This is a genomic window from Klenkia sesuvii, from assembly GCF_037083825.1.
In the GTDB taxonomy this organism is placed as follows: Bacteria; Actinomycetota; Actinomycetes; order Mycobacteriales; family Geodermatophilaceae; genus Klenkia; species Klenkia sesuvii.
The window spans coordinates 55,786-71,169 of record NZ_JBAPLU010000001.1; the positions used below are offsets into that span (position 1 = coordinate 55,786).

Here is a 15,384-nt window from a genome sequence, read left to right on the forward strand (position 1 = left end):
GTGCTCATCCGGCCGCCACCGCCAGCAGGGCCCCGGCGACCAGCACGGCGCCGCCGAGCATGCCGAGGGCGTAGGTGCGCACGAACCCGGTCTGGGCCCGACCCAACCGCGCGGAGGACCCCCCGAGCCCGGTCCCGATGCCGGTGACCAGGCCGTCCACACCGCGGTCGTCGACCTGCACGGCCGCGCGGGTCAGCCAGGCGCCCGGCCGCATGAACACCGCCTCGTTGACGGCGTCGGCGTAGAGGCCGTTGCGGGCCGCGCGCACCGGCAGCGACACCCGCGCCGGTGCCGTGGTGGGCACCGCACGGCGGCCGACGGCCAGCCAGGCGACCAGCGCCCCGGCGGCCACCACGACGGTGACCACGACGCTGACCACGACGGGCGGGACGACGTGGGCGACCTCCTCGGGCTGCCCGAACACCGGGGCCAGCCAGTCGGCCAGCGGGGCGACCTGCACCAGCACGAAGCCGGCGGCGACCGACCCGACCGCGAGCACGACCATCGGCAGCGTCATGACCGCAGGCGACTCGTGCGGGTGGACGCCGTCCTCCCAGCGGGGCCTGCCGAAGAAGGTCATGAGCACCAGGCGGGTCATGTAGAACGCGGTGAGCCCGGCGCCCAGCACGGCGACCCCGCCGAGGAGCCACCCGGCCGCTCCCCCGCGGTCGAACGCGGCCTCGATGATGGCGTCCTTGGTCCAGTAGCCCGAGAGGAACGGGAAGCCGATGAGGGCCAGGTAGCCCAACCCGAAGGTCACGAAGGTGGTCTTCATCCTCGTGGCCAGGCCGCCGAAGCGGCGCATGTCGGTGCGGTCGCCCATGCCGTGCATGACCGACCCCGCCCCGAGGAAGAGCCCGGCCTTGAAGAAGCCGTGGGTGAGCAGGTGGGCGATGCCCGCGGCGTAGCCCACCGGCCCCAGGCCCACGGCGAGGAACATGTAGCCGATCTGGCTGACCGTCGACCAGGCCAGCACCTTCTTGATGTCGTCGTAGGCGCACCCGGCGACCGCACCGACCATGATCGTGATCGCACCGATGACCGCCACGACGGTCTGCGCGACGGGGGCGGCGTCGAACACCGGCGCCGAGCGGGCGATCAGGTACACCCCGGCGGTGACCATGGTCGCCGCGTGGATGAGCGCCGAGACCGGGGTGGGGCCCTCCATGGCGTCGGGCAGCCACGCCTGGAGGGGGAACTGGCCCGACTTGCCGCAGGCCCCCAGCAGCAGGAGCAACCCGATGGCGGTGACGGTGCCGCCGCCCAGCAGGCCGACCGACCCGAGCACGCCCTCGTAGGACGTCGTGCCCAGCTGGGTGAACATGACGAAGATCGCCAGGGCCAGGCCGACGTCGCCGACCCGGTTCATGATGAACGCCTTCTTGGCCGCGGTGGCCGCGGCCGGGCGGGTGTACCAGAACGCGATGAGCAGGTAGGACGCCAGGCCCACGCCCTCCCAGCCCACGTAGAGCGCCACGAAGCTGTTGCCCAGCACCAGCAGCAGCATCGCCGCGACGAAGAGGTTCAGGTAGGCGAAGAACCGGCGCCGGGCGGGGTCGTGGGCCATGTAGCCCACCGAGTAGACGTGGATGAGCGCGCCGACCCCGGTGATGAGCAGCGCGAAGGTCATCGACAGCGGGTCCAGCAGCAGCCCGGCGCCGACGTCGAGCTGCCCGGTGGAGACGAACGTGAACAGGTCGACGCCGACGCTGCGCTCGTCGAGCCCGGCCAGCTCGACCGTGCCGAGCACGGCCAGCACGAACGACGCGGTGACCGTGGCGATGGCCAGCAGGTGGCCCCACCGGTCGGTGCGCCGACCGCCCAGCAGCAGGACGGCGGCCCCGGCCAGCGGCAGGGCGATGAGCAGCCAGGAGACCGACAGCAACCCGGTCGCGGGCACGGGATCCATCGCAGCCCCCTAGTACTTCAGCAGGTTGGCGTCGTCGATCGAGGCCGACCGGCGGGTGCGGTGGATCGACATGATGATCGCCAGCCCCACCACCACCTCGGCGGCCGCGACGACCATCACGAACAGGGCGATCACCTGGCCGTCGACCGTCCCGGTGGACCGGGCGAAGGTGACCAGCGTGAGGTTGACCGAGTTGAGCATCAGCTCGATGCACATGAAGACGACGATCGCGTTGCGCCGCACGAGCACCCCGACCGCGCCGACGGTGAACAGCACCGCGGCCAGCACCAGGTAGTTGGTCAGGCTCATGCCAGCGGCCCGCCGGTGCCGCGGGTGGTGCCCAGCGCGGCGTCCGGGCCGCCCCTGGGCGGGTCGGCGGGCGGCAGCTCGTCGACCACCTGGGGCTCGACGCCGGTGGCGAAGCTGGCCGGCGCCGGGCTGCCGTCGGGCAGCCGGCCCGGGGCGGCGATCGAGTTGGCCCGGGCGTACACACCGGGGCCGGGCAGGGTCTGCGGGTGCTCGGTGAGGAACCGGGCGCGCGACTTCTCCTTCTGCCCCTGCCGGGAGCCGGGCTCGCGCTCGGCGTGGTTGAGCACCAGCGCCCCGATGGCCGCGACGATCAGCAGCGCGCCGGTGACCTCGAAGGCGAGCAGGTGCCGCCCGTAGAGCACCTCGGCGACGGCGGCCACGTTGCCGTCGGCCGCGCCGCCCGCCCCGCCCTGCACGGCCTCCAGCCCGGCCACCGGGAGGTCTTCGGTCGCCCGGGCGATGCCCGCCCCGACCAGCACCGCGAACCCGGCGCCGAGCAGCACGGCAGCCACCCGCTGCCCGCGCAGCGTCTCGACCACGGAGTCGGCAGAGTCCCGCCCGACCAGCATCAGCGAGAACAGGAACAGGATCATGATCGCGCCGGTGTAGACGATGATCTGGATGGCGCCCAGGAACGGCGCCGACTGCACGACGTAGAACACGCCCAGCACCAGCATCGTGTTGACCAGGAACAGCGCCGAGTGGATGGCGTTGCGGGCCAGCACCATGCCCAGCGCCCCGGCCAGCGCGATCGGCGCCAGCACCCAGAACGTCACCGTCTCCCCGGGGCCGCCGGTGCTGTCGGCGGCCGCGGCGAGCAGGGTGGCGGGCACCGTGGCGCTCACTGCGTCGTCCCCGAGGCCCCACCCGGTGCGCGCAGGTAGTAGTCCTTCTCGTCGTCACCCAGCCGCATCGGGTGCGGGGGCTGTTCCATGCCCGGCAGCAGCGGGGCCATCAGCTGCTCCTTGGTGTAGATGAGGCTGCCGCGTTCGTCGTCGGCGAGCTCGAAGTCGTTGCTCATCGTCAACGAGCGGGTCGGGCAGGCCTCGATGCACAACCCGCAGAAGATGCAGCGCAGGTAGTTGATCTGGTAGACGCGGCCGTACCGCTCGCCCGGGGAGAAGCGGGCCTCCTCGGTGTTGGTGCCGCCCTCGACGTAGATGGCGTCGGCCGGGCACGCCCAGGCGCAGAGTTCGCAGCCGACGCACTTCTCCAGGCCGTCGGGGTGCCGGTTGAGCACGTGCCGCCCGTGGTAGCGCGGCGCGGTGACCTTGGGTTCCTCCGGGTACTGCTCCGTGGTGACCTTCTTGAACATGGTCGAGAAGGTCACGCCGAAGCCCTGGGCCGGCGCGGGGAGCCGGCTGGTGCGCGGGGCCGGCGCCGACCGGGTGCCCCCGCCCTGCTCGACCTCGCCGCCGCGTCGGCGCTCGGGGGTCAGGTCAGGCATCGTCGTCCTTCCGGGGGGTCGGGCTGGGGCGGCGGCGACCGGTGGCGACCGGGGCACCGGTGGCGACCGGTTCCCGACCGGTCAGCCGCGGGGAGGGCGGCACGACCAGGTCCATCGGCGGGATGGGGAAGCCGCCCTCCGCCCGGGCCGGGCCGCTGCGCTGGGCGGGCCGGTGCCGCGCGCCGGGGGCCCGTACGGGGGGCAGCACCTCGGGCTCGGTGGGGTTGGTCGACCCCGCGGCGGCGTGCAGCGCGGCGATCCGGGTGTCGGCGTTGCTGCGGCGCGAAGCCACCAGCAGCACGCCCAGCACCAGCGCGGCCAGCGGCAACCCCACGTAGAGCGCGACCTCCCCGCTGTCGAGGTCGTACTCCCGCGAGACCGTGCGCATCGTGGCCACGGCCATGATCCACACGAGGGCCGTGGGCACCAGGACCTTCCACCCGAAGCGCATGAACTGGTCGTAGCGCAGCCGGGGCAGCGTGCCGCGCAGCCAGATGAACACGAACAGCGCGGCGACGACCTTGAGCAGGAACCACAGCAGCGGCCACCAGCCCGAGTTGGCGCCGTCCCAGATCGAGATCGGCCAGGGCGCCCGCCAGCCGCCGAGGAACAGCGTCGCGGCCAGCGCGGAGACGGTGACCATGTTGACGTACTCGGCGAGGAAGAAGAGGGCGAACTTCAGCGACGAGTACTCGGTGTGGAAACCGCCGACCAGCTCGGACTCGGCCTCGGGCAGGTCGAAGGGCGCCCGGTTGGTCTCCCCCACCACCGCGATGACGTAGACGACGAAGCTGACCGGCAGCAGCACGGCGTACCAGCTCGGACCGTCGAAGGTGAGCCCGAAGAAGTCCAGCCGGTTGTCCCCGGCCTGGGCGGCGACGATCTCCGAGGTGCTCATCGTGCCGGCGTAGAGGAACACCGCCACGATCGACAACCCCATGGCGATCTCGTAGCTGACCATCTGCGCGGCGCTGCGCAGGCTGCCCAGCAGCGGGTAGGTCGACCCGCTCGCCCAGCCCCCCAGCACGATGCCGTAGACGCCCATCGCCGAGCAGGCCAGCACCACGAGGACGCCGATGGGGGCGTCGATGAGCTGCAGCGGGGTCTGCTCGCCGAAGATCGAGACCATCGGGCCCAGCGGGATGACCGAGAAGGCCAGGAAGGCCGGGATGGTGGCGATGACCGGGGCCAGGAAGTACACCGGCTTGTCGGCCATCGCCGGGATGATGTCCTCCTTGAAGGCCAGCTTCAGCCCGTCGGCCAGGCTCTGCAGCGAGCCCCCGGGGCCCACCCGGTTGGGGCCCGAGCGTTGCTGCATGCGCGCGACGACCTTGCGCTCGAACACGATCGCGAACAGCGTCATCACGACCAGCAGCGCGAACACGCCGACGATCTTGACCAGCACCAGCCACCAGACGTCCTGCCCGAAGTCGGCCAGGGTCGGGCTCATGCGGCACCTCCGGCGGTGACGGTGACGACGCCGCCGGGGGCCGCGCCGAGGTGGGTGCGCACGTGGCTGCCCGGCGACCGCATCGGCAGCCACACGACGCGGTCGGGCATGTCGGTGACCCGCGCCGGCAGGGTGATGGCGCCGGCCGGGCCGGTGACGGTGACCGGCTCGCCGTCGCCGACCCCGAGCCGGACCGCGACCTCCTTGGCCAGCCGCACCACCGGGGGGCGCGCGGTGCCGGCCAGCGCCGGCTCGTCGCGCTGCAGGGTGCCGTCGTCGAGCAGCTGGTGCCACGAGGCGAGCACCGCCTGGTCGGGCGCCAGCCGCGGGCTGCCGGCGGGGGCGACGTCCAGCCCGCGGACCTCGCGGGCCCGACCGGCACCGCCGAGGGCGACCAGCTCGCGTCGGGCGGCGTCCACGGTGGTCAGCCCGAGCGCGACCCCCATCGCCTCGGCCAGACCGGTGAGCACGCGGGCGTCGGTCAGCTGGCCGCTGCCGTGCAGCGTCGCGTCGAAGGGACGCACCCGGCCCTCCCAGTCCAGGTAGCTGCCGGCCTTCTCGGGTGCGGCGGCCACCGGCAGGACGACGTCGGCGTGCGCGGTGACCGGTGAGGGCAGCAGCTCGAGGCTGACCACGAACCCCGCGGCGGCCAACGCGGCCTCGGCCAGTGCGGGGTCGGGCAGGTCGGCGGGGTCGACGCCGCCGACCAGCAGGCCGCCGAGCCGGCCGTCGCGGGCGGCCTGCAGGATGCCGGTCAGGTCGCGGCCGGCCCGCCGCGGCAGCTCGACGCCCCACGCGGCCTCGACGTCGGCACGGTCGGCGGCGTCCTCGACGGCCCGCCCGCCGGGCAGCAGGGTCGGCAGCGCGCCCACCTCGACCGCGCCGCGCTCACCGGCCCGGCGCGGCACCCAGGCGATGCGGGCACCGGAGGCGGCGGCCAGCGCCGATAGCGCCGAGAGCGCCCCGGGCACCTCGGCCAGCCGCTCGCCGGCCAGCACGACCGCGCCCTCGGCGCGCAGCGCGCCGGCCGCCTGCGCGCCCACCCCGCCGGCGGACTCGGTGGCCAGTGCCCGCAGGACGGCGGCCTCCAGCCCCGGCGGCGTGGCCAGCAGGGTGGCCGACAGCTTCTCGTCGGCGGTGGTGGCGAACGGGGCGACGTCGTAGACCGGCAGGCCCCGCTCGCGCACCGCCCGGCGCAGCCGCAGGAGCACGATCGGCGACTCCTCCTCCGGCTCGAACCCCACCATCAGCACGGCGGGCGCGGCGGCCAGCTCGTCGTAGGTGACGGCGCCGGCGCCGGGGGCGGTGCCGGCCACGTGCGCGGCCAGGAAGGCCAGCTCCTCGGGCGAGTGCGCACGCGCCCGGGCGTCGACGTCGTGGGTGCCCAGCGCGACGCGGGCGAACTTGGCGTAGGCGTAGGCGTCCTCGACGGTGAGCCGGCCGCCGGGGAGCACCCCCACCCCGCCGTCCGCGCGGGCCGCGGCCAGGCCGGCGGCCGCGGCGGCCCAGGCCTCGGGCCAGGACGCGGGCTGCAGGACGCCGTCCCGCCGGACCAGCGGGGTGGTGAGCCGCTCGTTGGCCGCGGCGTAGCGGAAGGCGAACCGGCCCTTGTCGCAGTTCCACTCCGTGTTCACCGCCGGGTCGTCGCCGGCCAGCCGGCGCAGCACGGTGCCGCGGCGGTAGTCGGTGCGCTGCGCGCAGCCCGAGGCGCAGTGCTCGCAGGTGCTGGCCTCGCTGCGCAGGTCGAAGGGCCGCGAGCGGAACCGGTAGGCCGAGCTGGTGAGCGCCCCCACCGGGCAGATCTGCACGGTGTTGCCCGAGAAGTAGGACTCGAACGGCTCGTCGGTGTAGATGCTGACCTGTTGCAGCGCGCCGCGGTCGAACAGCTCGATGAACGGGTCGCCGGCCACCTGCTGGGAGAACCGGGTGCACCGGGCGCAGAGCACGCAGCGCTCGCGGTCCAGCAGCACCTGCGAGCTGATCGGCAGCGGCTTGGGGTAGGTGCGCTTGGTGCCGGTGAACCGGCTCTCGGCGTGCCCGTTGCTCATCGCCTGGTTCTGCAGCGGGCACTCCCCGCCCTTGTCGCAGACCGGGCAGTCCAGCGGGTGGTTGACCAGCAGCAGCTCGAGCGTGCCGGCCTGGGCGCCCGCGGCGACCTCGCTGGTCAGCTGGGTCTTCACCACCATGTCGGGGGTCACCGGCACGGTGCAGGAGGCGACCGGCTTGCGCTGGCCCTCGACCTCGACCAGGCACTGCCGGCAGGCGCCGACCGGCTCCAGCAGTGGGTGGTCGCAGAACCGCGGGATCTGGACGCCGATCTGCTCGGCGGCCCGGATGATCAGCGTGCCCTTCGGCACCGCGACGTCGAAGCCGTCGATGGTCAGCCGGACGTGGTCCTCGGGCGTGTGCGCACCCGGCACGGCGGGGACCTGGGCCGGTGCTGGTTCGGGGGTGGTCATGCCATCGCTCCCACGGGCTCGAGCTTCAGCGTGCGACCCAGCCGGCCCTGTTCATCGGGCGGCAGCAGGGCCACGTAGTCGTCGCGGAAGTACTGGAGGGACGACGCGATGCAGCTGGTGGCGCCGTCGCCCAGGGCGCAGAACGAGCGGCCCAGGATGTTGTCGCAGGTGTCGGTGAGCAGGTCCAGGTCGCGGGCGGTGCCGTGCCCGGCGACCAGCCGTTCCAGGATCTGGACCAGCCAGTAGGTGCCCTCCCGGCACGGGGTGCACTTGCCGCAGCTCTCGTGGGCGTAGAACTCGGTGAACCGCAGGGTGGCCTCGACGATCGAGTCCGTCTCGTCGAAGACCATGAGCGCGGTGGTGCCGAGCATCGAGCCGGCTGCGGCGACGGAGTCGAAGTCCAGCGGGACGTCGAGGTGGTCGGCGGTGAAGTAGGGGGTGCTGGACCCGCCCGGCGTCCAGAACTTCAGCTCGTGGCCGGGCCGCACGCCGCCGGCCATCGCCAGCAGCTCGCGCATGGTCGTCCCCATCGGCGCCTCGTACTGGCCGGGGTGCACGACCCGGCCGGAGATCGAGTAGATCTTGGGGCCGGGTGACTTCTCGGGGCCGAACTCCTTGAACCAGGCCGACCCGCCGCGCACCACGTACGGGACGCTGGCCAGCGTCTCGACGTTGTTCACCACCGTCGGGGCGCCGTACAGACCGGCGACGGCGGGGAACGGCGGCTTGAGCCGGGGCTGGCCGCGGCGGCCCTCCAACGAGTCCAGCAGCGCGGTCTCCTCGCCGCAGATGTAGGCGCCGGCGCCGGCGTGCACCACGACGTCGAGGTCGAACCCGGAGCCGTGGACGTCGCGGCCCAGGTGACCGGCGGCGTAGGCCTCGGCGACGGCGGCCTGCAGCCGGCGGTGGGCGTGCACCGCCTCCCCGCGCACGTAGATGACCGCGAAGGAGCAGCGGATCGCGTAGGAGGCAATGGCCACGCCCTCCACCAGCGCGTGCGGGTCGGCCATCATCAGCGGGAGGTCCTTGCAGGTGCCCGGCTCCCCCTCGTCGGCGTTGACCACCAGGTACTTGGGCTTGGCCGCCGGGCCGGTCGGGGTCTCCCCCGGCGTGGGCTGCGGGATGAAGCTCCACTTCATGGCGGTGGGGAAGCCGGCGCCACCCCGACCGCGCAGGCCGGAGTCCTTGACGAGGGTGACCAGCTCGTCGGGGGTCATGCCCAGGGCGGTGCGCCAGGCGGTGTAGCCCTCGGTGCGCTCGTAGGTCTCGATGGTCCAGCTGCGGGGCTCGGCGAAGCGGCTGGTCAGCACGGGGGTGAGCGGCACGGCGTCAGACCTCTCGCGGGACCGACGTGCCCGACCCGGACTGGGCCTGGCCGTCGACGTCGGGTGCTGGGGCGTCCCGGTCGGCGGCCTCGCGGCCGGCCGGCTCGGGGCGGTCGGGGTGGTTCTGCGCGGCGCCGGAGCGCTCGGCGGGGTTGTCGGCGGCGGCCACCTGGGCATCGGCGGCCTGCTCCCCGGGTGTCTGCCCCCGGGAACTGCCGGGGGAAGGGAGCCCTTCCGTACCGGACTGGGCCTCCCCGTGCTGGAAGGGCTCCCTTGCCTCGGCAGGTTCGACGCCGGGCATCGGCGGGGCGGTCTCGCCGCGCTCGGCGGCCAGCCGGACCCCGCGCAGGGTGGGGACGCCGGCGCTGGGCCCGTCGACGGCAGCGCGCTCGGCAGCGGCGTCGGCGTGCTGGCTGAACCCGGCCAGCTGCCGGGACACCCCGCGGAAGTCGGTCAGCGGCGCCCCCCGGGTGGGCGCGGGCCGCTCGCCGCGGCGCAGCGCGGCGACCAGCGCCAGCGCGGCGTCGACGTCCTGCTGGTCGTAGAACTCGTAGTCCACGGTCACGACCGGGGCGTAGTCGCAGGCGGCCAGGCACTCGGCGTGCTCGAGGGTGATCGAGCCGTCGGCGGTGGTCTCGTCGTGGTGCACGCCCAGCTCGGCCGCGACCGCGTCGTAGATCCGCTGACCGCCGAGCACCGCGCACAGCGTGTTGGTGCAGACGCTGACCAGGTGCCGGCCGGTGGGGTGCCGCTTGAACATCGTGTAGAAGGTCGCCACCGCGCCGACCTCGGCCTTGGTGAGGCCGAGCTCCTCCGCGCACAGCGCGACGCCCTCCGGGGTGACGTAGCCCTGGACGGACTGGACCAGGTGCAGCATCGGCAGCAGCGCCGAGCGCGGCACCGGGTACCGGGCCATGATCTCGCGGCACTCGAGCCGGGTGGTCCCGGTCAGCGGCGGCAGGTCCTCGACGGTGCCGGGAACGGCTGACGAGTCCAGACCCGTGACCGCCGTCCCCTCGGGGCTGCCGGGCAGCGCGCTCATCGGTCGACACCCCCCATGACCGGGTCGACGGAGGCGATGGCGGCGATGACGTCGGCGATCATGCCGCCCTCGCTCATCGCCGCGGTCGCCTGCAGGTTGGTGAAGCTGGGGTCGCGGACGTGCACCCGGAAGGGCCGGGTGCCGCCGTCGGAGACCACGTGGAAGCCGAGCTCGCCGCGGGGGCTCTCGATCGCGGTGTACACCTGGCCGGCCGGCACCCGGAAACCCTCGGTGACCAGCTTGAAGTGGTGGATCAGAGCCTCCATCGACTGGCTCATGATGTGCTGCACGTGGTCGAGGGAGTTGCCCATGCCGTCGGGCCCGAGCGAGAGCTGGGCGGGCCAGGCGATCTTCTTGTCCTCGACCATGACCGGGCCGGGGCGCAGCCGGTCCAGGGCCTGCTCGATGATCTTCATCGACTCCCCCACCTCGGCCATGCGCACCAGGTAGCGGCCCCAGGCGTCGGCGGTGTCGGCGGTGGGCACCTCGAAGTCGTAGGTCTCGTAGCCGCAGTAGGGCTCGACCTTGCGCAGGTCCCACGGCAGGCCCGCGCTGCGCAGGATGGGCCCGGTGACGCCGAGCGCGACGCAGCCGGTGACGTCGAGGTAGCCGACGTCGCGCAGCCGCCGCTGCCAGATCGGTTGGCCGGTGAGCAGCCGGTGGAAGCCGGCCACCCGCTCGGGCATGATCGCCAACCACTCGCGGATCCTGTCCTCGATCCCAGGGGGGAGGTCCTGCGCCAGCCCGCCCGGGCGCACGTAGGCGTGGTTCATGCGCAGCCCGGTGATCTCCTCCAGCAGGTCCAGCACGAGCTCGCGCTCGCGGAACCCGTTGGTCATGCCGGTCAGGGCGCCCATCTCCATGCCGAAGGTGGCCAGGCCGACCAGGTGGGAGGCGATCCGGTTGAGCTCCATGACCAGCACGCGGATGGTGGTGGCCCGCTCGGGCACCTCGATGCCCAGCAGCTTCTCCACCGCCAGGCAGTAGGCGGTCTCGTTGAACAGCGGCGCCAGGTAGTCCATCCGGGTCACGAAGGTCGTGCCCTGGGTCCAGGTGCGGTACTCGACGTTCTTCTCGATGCCGGTGTGCAGGTACCCGATGACGACGCGGGCCTGGGTGACCGTCTCGCCCTCGAGGTCGAGCACCAGCCGGAGCACCCCGTGGGTGGAGGGGTGCTGCGGGCCCATGTTGACCACCAGTCGCTCCTGGGCGAACTGGTCGGCGCCGCCGAAGGTCAGGTCCCAGTCGCCCCCGGTGACGGTGAAGACCCGCCCCTCGGTGGTCTCCCGGGAACCGGCGTAGGGGTCGGCGTGCGGGTCGGTGGTGGTCACCGGTAGGACCGCCTCTCGTCCGGGGGCGGCGTGCTGGCGCCGTGGTACTCCACGGGGACACCGCCCAGCGGGTAGTCCTTGCGCTGGGGGTGGCCCTCCCAGTCGTCGGGCATGAGGATGCGGGTGAGCGCCGGGTGGCCGTCGAAGACGATGCCGAACATGTCGAAGGCCTCGCGCTCGTGCCAGTCGGCCGTCGGGTAGACCCCGGTCAGGCTCGGCACCCGGGGGTCCTCGGCGGAGACCGCGACCTCCAGCCGGATGCGGCGGCGGTAGGTCATCGACGTCAGGTGCACCACGACGTGCAGCCGCTCGCCGGCCGGCCCCCCGGAGTCCAGGTAGTCCACCCCGCTGACGCTGCTGCACAGCTCGAACCGCAGGGCGTCGTCGTCGCGCAGCGCCTGGGCCAGCACCAGGAGGTGCTCGCGGGCCACGAACCAGGTGATCTCGCCGCGGTCGACGACCACCCGCCGCACGGCGGCGTCGTAGACCTGCTGGCCGACGGCCTCGGCGAGGGCGTCGGCGACCTCGTCGAACCACCCGCCGTAGGGCCGGTCGGTGGAGTGCAGGGTGACCGCGCCACCGGGCTCGACCCGGACCAGACCGCCGAAGCCGGAGGTGTCACCGGTGCCGGTGACCCCGAAGGCGCCGGTGCGGAAGGGCCCCTCGCTCACCGCTGCTCCCCGGGGAGGACGACGGCGGCCCCGCCGCGCTGCTCGAGGGCGAACTGCCCGGTGCGGCCCTCGGCGGCGGCCTGCTCGTAGGCCTTCCGGGCGGCCTTGTCCACCCGCACGGTGGAGGGCATCGCCACGTGCAGGTCCTTCGCCGTCCCGTCCGCCTGCGCGGCGGCCAGCGCGGCCGCGCGCTTGGGCCCCAGCGGCTCGTGCTGGATCTTGTGGTGCAGCTTGAGGATCGCGTCCATGAGCATCTCGGGGCGCGGCGGGCAACCGGGCAGGTACATGTCGACCGGCACGACGTGGTCGACGCCCTGCACGATCGCGTAGTTGTTGAACATCCCGCCCGAGCTGGAGCACACGCCCATGGCCAGCACCCAGCGCGGCTCGGGCATCTGGTCGTAGATCTGGCGCAGGACCGGGGCCATCTTCTGGCTCACCCGGCCGGCCACGATCAGCAGGTCGGCCTGGCGTGGCGAGGCCCGGAAGACCTCCATGCCGAAGCGGGCCAGGTCGTAGCGGCCGGCACCGGAGGCCATCATCTCGATCGCGCAGCAGGCCAGCCCGAAGGTGGCCGGCCACAGCGAGGACTTGCGGGTCCAGTTGACCAGCTTCTCGACGCTGGTCAGCAGCACCCCGGACGGGAGCTTCTCCTCGAGGCCCATGTCAGTCCCACTCCAGCCCACCGCGACGCCACTCGTAGGCGAAGGCGATGAAGATCGTCGCGACGAACAGGAACATCGAGAGCAGGCCCCACACGCCCAGGGCGTCGTTCGCGACCGCCCACGGGTAGAGGAAGACGATCTCGATGTCGAAGATGATGAAGAGCATCGCGGTCAGGTAGTACTTGACCGGGAAACGACCGCCGGTGAGCGGCTGGTCGACCGGCTCGATGCCGCACTCGTAGGCCTGCAGCTTGGCCCGGTTGTACCGGCGCGGACCGATGAAGGGGGCCGCGGTGACCGAGAACAGCGCGAACCCCGCCGCCAGCACGAAGAGGCCGACCAGCGGGGCGTAGGTCTCGAGCATCAACGCCTCCCCCGGTTCCGGACCCGCTTGTGAACTGGTTCACAAGTCGACACGTCAGAACCCTATGCCCCAGGTCACAGTTCCCGGAAGGGACCCCCGCCCGGCGCGCCGCGACCGAGGGTGGACACCTGCCCCGAGCCGGTGACGGGACCGACGCCGAGCGGGCCCTACCGCGCGGGCGTCAGGCGGTGCAGGACGTCGAGGGTGCGGTCGACGGCGTCGCCGTCCCGACCGTCGGAGAGGTTGCCCATCAGCCGCAGCGCGATCGCGACCGCGGCCGGTCGCTTGAGCCCGTGCGCGGTCGCGAAGCGCACCAGCTCGGGCCGGGCGAGGCCCTTGAGGAACAGCCCGCCGAGCCGGTGGTGGGCGCCGAACTCCCGCCGCAGCAGGTCGGGGTAGCCCCGCAGCACGGCCTCCCGGGCCGGGCCGTCGGGTCTGGCCAGCGCGGCCCGGACGACGCCCGCCCCGGTGCGGCCGGTCTCCATCGCGTAGCTGATGCCCTCGCCGTTGAACGGGTTGACCGTGCCGGCCGAGTCACCGACCAGCAGCAGCCCGCGGGTGTAGGCCGGGCGGCGGGACAGCGAGGTGGGCAGCCCGGCACCCCGCAGCGGGGTGCCGGGGCGGTCGGGGTCGATGCCCCACGAGGGCGGCAGTGAGGCGATCCAGCGCCGGTAGACCGTGCGGGTGTCGTCGTCCCCCGCGTACCGGGTGTCCAGCAGGCCGAACCCGACGTTGGCCGTGCCGTCGCCCATGGGGAAGAACCAGCCGTAGCCGGGCATCGACGCGGCGTCCGGGCCCGACGCGGTGAGGTCGAAGGAGATGTCGAGGTAGGGGTCGTGGGTGCGCGGGGTGGTGAGGTACTGCCGGACGGCGACCCCCAGCGGCACGTCGGTGCGCCGGTTCAGCCCGACCGCCTTGGCCAGCCGGCCGCTGAGGCCCTCGGCGGAGATGACCAGCGCGGCGCGGAACTCCTCGCCGTCGGTGGCCCGGACCCCGCAGACCCGGCCGGCGTCGTCCAGCAGCGGCTCGGCCACGGTGACCCCGAACCGCACCTGCGCCCCGGCCGCCACGGCGTGCCGGGCGAGCTGGGCGTCGAGGTCGGCACGGGTGCGGATGAGCCCGTCGGCGGGCCAGCGGGCCAGCCGCGGCCAGTCGACCTCGACCACCTGCCCGCCGCCGTGCACCCGCAGGCCGCGGTGGCGCACCCAGCCCTCGTCGGTGGTGTCGATGCCCATCGCCGCGAGGGCGGCCACCCCGCGCGGGGTCAGACCGTCACCGCAGACCTTCTCGCGCGGGAAGTGCGCCTTCTCGAGCACCAGGACGTCGAACCCGGCCGAGGCCAGCCAGTACGCCGCCGACGAACCGGCCGGGCCGGCGCCCACCACCACGACGTCGTACCGCTGCTCTGCCACGCGACGAGCCTAGGTCGGGGGCCTCAGGACGGCGGCGGCGCCACCGGGTCGGTCGGGCTCGGCGCCGGTGCGGGCGGCGCCGGCTCGGACGGGACCGGGTCCACCGGGGTGGGCGGCGGGTCGACGGGACCGGGGTCGGGCGTGGGCGGGAACGTCATGCCGTGTGCTGTGCCCCGCACCACACAGCCCGAACCCCGACGATCACGGACCCCAGGACACCGACGCTCGGCGTGGCGCGCGCACAGCTCCGTGATCAACAGCAGGGTGGGCGGGGCGGTCAGGCGGGCTTGACCCCGCGGTGGAGGGCGACGATGCCGCCGGTCAGGTTGCGCCAGGCGACGTCGGTCCAGCCCGCGGCCTGCAGCTTCGCCGCCATCGGGGCCTGCGCCGGCCAGGCCCGGATCGACTCGGCGAGGTAGACGTAGGCCTCGGGGTTGCTGCTCACCGCGCGGGCGATCGGCGGCAGGGCCCGCATGAGGTACTCGAGGTAGACGGTGCGCCACGGCGTCCAGGTGGGCGTGGAGAACTCGCAGACCACGAGGGTGCCACCGGGCCGGGTGACCCGGGAGAACTCCCGCAGCGCGGCGTCGGTGTCGGCCACGTTGCGCAGCCCGAAGGAGATGACGACGCCGTCGACGCTCGCGTCGGCCAGCGGCAGCGCCATGGCGTCCCCGGCCACCATCGGCACCGGGCGGTGCCGGCCGGCCCGGAGCATGCCCTGGGAGAAGTCGCAGGCCACGGCCCGCACCCCACCGGTGGCCAGCTCCACCGTGGAGACCCCGGTGCCCGCCGCGACGTCGAGCACGGTCTGGCCCGCGCGGGCCCCCAGCGCCGCGCGGGTGGCCCACCGCCAGCCGGCGTCCAGACCGCCGGAGAGCACGGTGTTGGTGACGTCGTACTTGCCGGCCACCCGGTCGAACATCGCAGCGACCTCGGCGGGCCGCTTCTCCAGCGTCGCCCGGTAGCCGGCGTGTGCCCGATCTCCTGGTTCCACGCCCGA

The 15,384-nt window shown here is 73.7% G+C and carries 14 protein-coding genes; all 14 read right to left on the reverse strand.

The window, feature by feature from the left end:
* Positions 1–4: 4 nt before the first annotated feature.
* Positions 5–1,909: an NADH-quinone oxidoreductase subunit L gene (nuoL, locus tag TEK04_RS00255; protein WP_336402277.1), complete on the reverse strand. Its 1,905-nt coding sequence runs from the start codon at positions 1,907–1,909 to the stop codon at positions 5–7.
* A gap of 9 nt (positions 1,910–1,918) precedes the next feature.
* Positions 1,919–2,218 (reverse strand): NADH-quinone oxidoreductase subunit NuoK, encoded by a 300-nt coding sequence (gene nuoK, locus TEK04_RS00260; RefSeq protein WP_336402278.1) that lies wholly within the window; start codon positions 2,216–2,218, stop codon positions 1,919–1,921.
* Positions 2,215–3,063 carry an NADH-quinone oxidoreductase subunit J gene (locus TEK04_RS00265; RefSeq protein ID WP_336402279.1) on the reverse strand — a complete coding sequence of 283 codons (849 nt, stop codon included), beginning with the start codon at positions 3,061–3,063 and terminating at the stop codon, positions 2,215–2,217. The genes nuoK and TEK04_RS00265 overlap by 4 nt, the downstream gene beginning before the upstream one ends.
* Positions 3,060–3,665, reverse strand: coding sequence for an NADH-quinone oxidoreductase subunit NuoI (gene nuoI / locus TEK04_RS00270; RefSeq protein WP_336402280.1), 606 nt, complete (start codon positions 3,663–3,665; stop codon positions 3,060–3,062). Before nuoI ends, TEK04_RS00265 begins: the two co-directional genes overlap by 4 nt.
* Positions 3,658–5,115 carry an NADH-quinone oxidoreductase subunit NuoH gene (nuoH, locus tag TEK04_RS00275; protein WP_336402281.1) on the reverse strand — a complete coding sequence of 486 codons (1,458 nt, stop codon included), beginning with the start codon at positions 5,113–5,115 and terminating at the stop codon, positions 3,658–3,660. The genes nuoI and nuoH overlap by 8 nt, the downstream gene beginning before the upstream one ends.
* Positions 5,112–7,574 carry an NADH-quinone oxidoreductase subunit G gene (locus TEK04_RS00280; RefSeq protein WP_336402282.1) on the reverse strand — a complete coding sequence of 821 codons (2,463 nt, stop codon included), beginning with the start codon at positions 7,572–7,574 and terminating at the stop codon, positions 5,112–5,114. The genes nuoH and TEK04_RS00280 overlap by 4 nt, the downstream gene beginning before the upstream one ends.
* Positions 7,571–8,899 (reverse strand): NADH-quinone oxidoreductase subunit NuoF, encoded by a 1,329-nt coding sequence (gene nuoF / locus TEK04_RS00285; RefSeq protein WP_336402283.1) that lies wholly within the window; start codon positions 8,897–8,899, stop codon positions 7,571–7,573. Before nuoF ends, TEK04_RS00280 begins: the two co-directional genes overlap by 4 nt.
* Positions 8,900–8,903: 4 nt before the next feature.
* Complete coding sequence (gene nuoE / locus TEK04_RS00290; RefSeq protein ID WP_336402284.1) at positions 8,904–9,941, reverse strand: NADH-quinone oxidoreductase subunit NuoE; 1,038 nt, start codon at positions 9,939–9,941, stop codon at positions 8,904–8,906.
* Positions 9,938–11,272, reverse strand: coding sequence for an NADH-quinone oxidoreductase subunit D (locus TEK04_RS00295; RefSeq protein ID WP_336402285.1), 1,335 nt, complete (start codon positions 11,270–11,272; stop codon positions 9,938–9,940). The genes nuoE and TEK04_RS00295 overlap by 4 nt, the downstream gene beginning before the upstream one ends.
* The gene (locus TEK04_RS00300) at positions 11,269–11,943 is read right to left on the reverse strand and encodes an NADH-quinone oxidoreductase subunit C (protein ID WP_336402286.1); all 675 of its coding nucleotides are present in this window, start codon (positions 11,941–11,943) and stop codon (positions 11,269–11,271) included. The genes TEK04_RS00295 and TEK04_RS00300 overlap by 4 nt, the downstream gene beginning before the upstream one ends.
* A complete protein-coding gene (locus TEK04_RS00305; RefSeq protein ID WP_432277306.1) occupies positions 11,940–12,608 on the reverse strand; it encodes a NuoB/complex I 20 kDa subunit family protein in 669 nt (222 codons plus the stop codon). Before TEK04_RS00305 ends, TEK04_RS00300 begins: the two co-directional genes overlap by 4 nt.
* Before the next feature lies 1 nt (position 12,609).
* A complete protein-coding gene (locus TEK04_RS00310) occupies positions 12,610–12,972 on the reverse strand; it encodes an NADH-quinone oxidoreductase subunit A (RefSeq protein WP_336402287.1) in 363 nt (120 codons plus the stop codon).
* A gap of 167 nt (positions 12,973–13,139) precedes the next feature.
* Positions 13,140–14,384 carry a geranylgeranyl reductase family protein gene (locus tag TEK04_RS00315; protein WP_336402288.1) on the reverse strand — a complete coding sequence of 415 codons (1,245 nt, stop codon included), beginning with the start codon at positions 14,382–14,384 and terminating at the stop codon, positions 13,140–13,142.
* Between the two features lie 277 nt (positions 14,385–14,661).
* Complete coding sequence (locus TEK04_RS00320; protein WP_336402289.1) at positions 14,662–15,378, reverse strand: demethylmenaquinone methyltransferase; 717 nt, start codon at positions 15,376–15,378, stop codon at positions 14,662–14,664.
* Positions 15,379–15,384 lie beyond the last annotated feature (6 nt).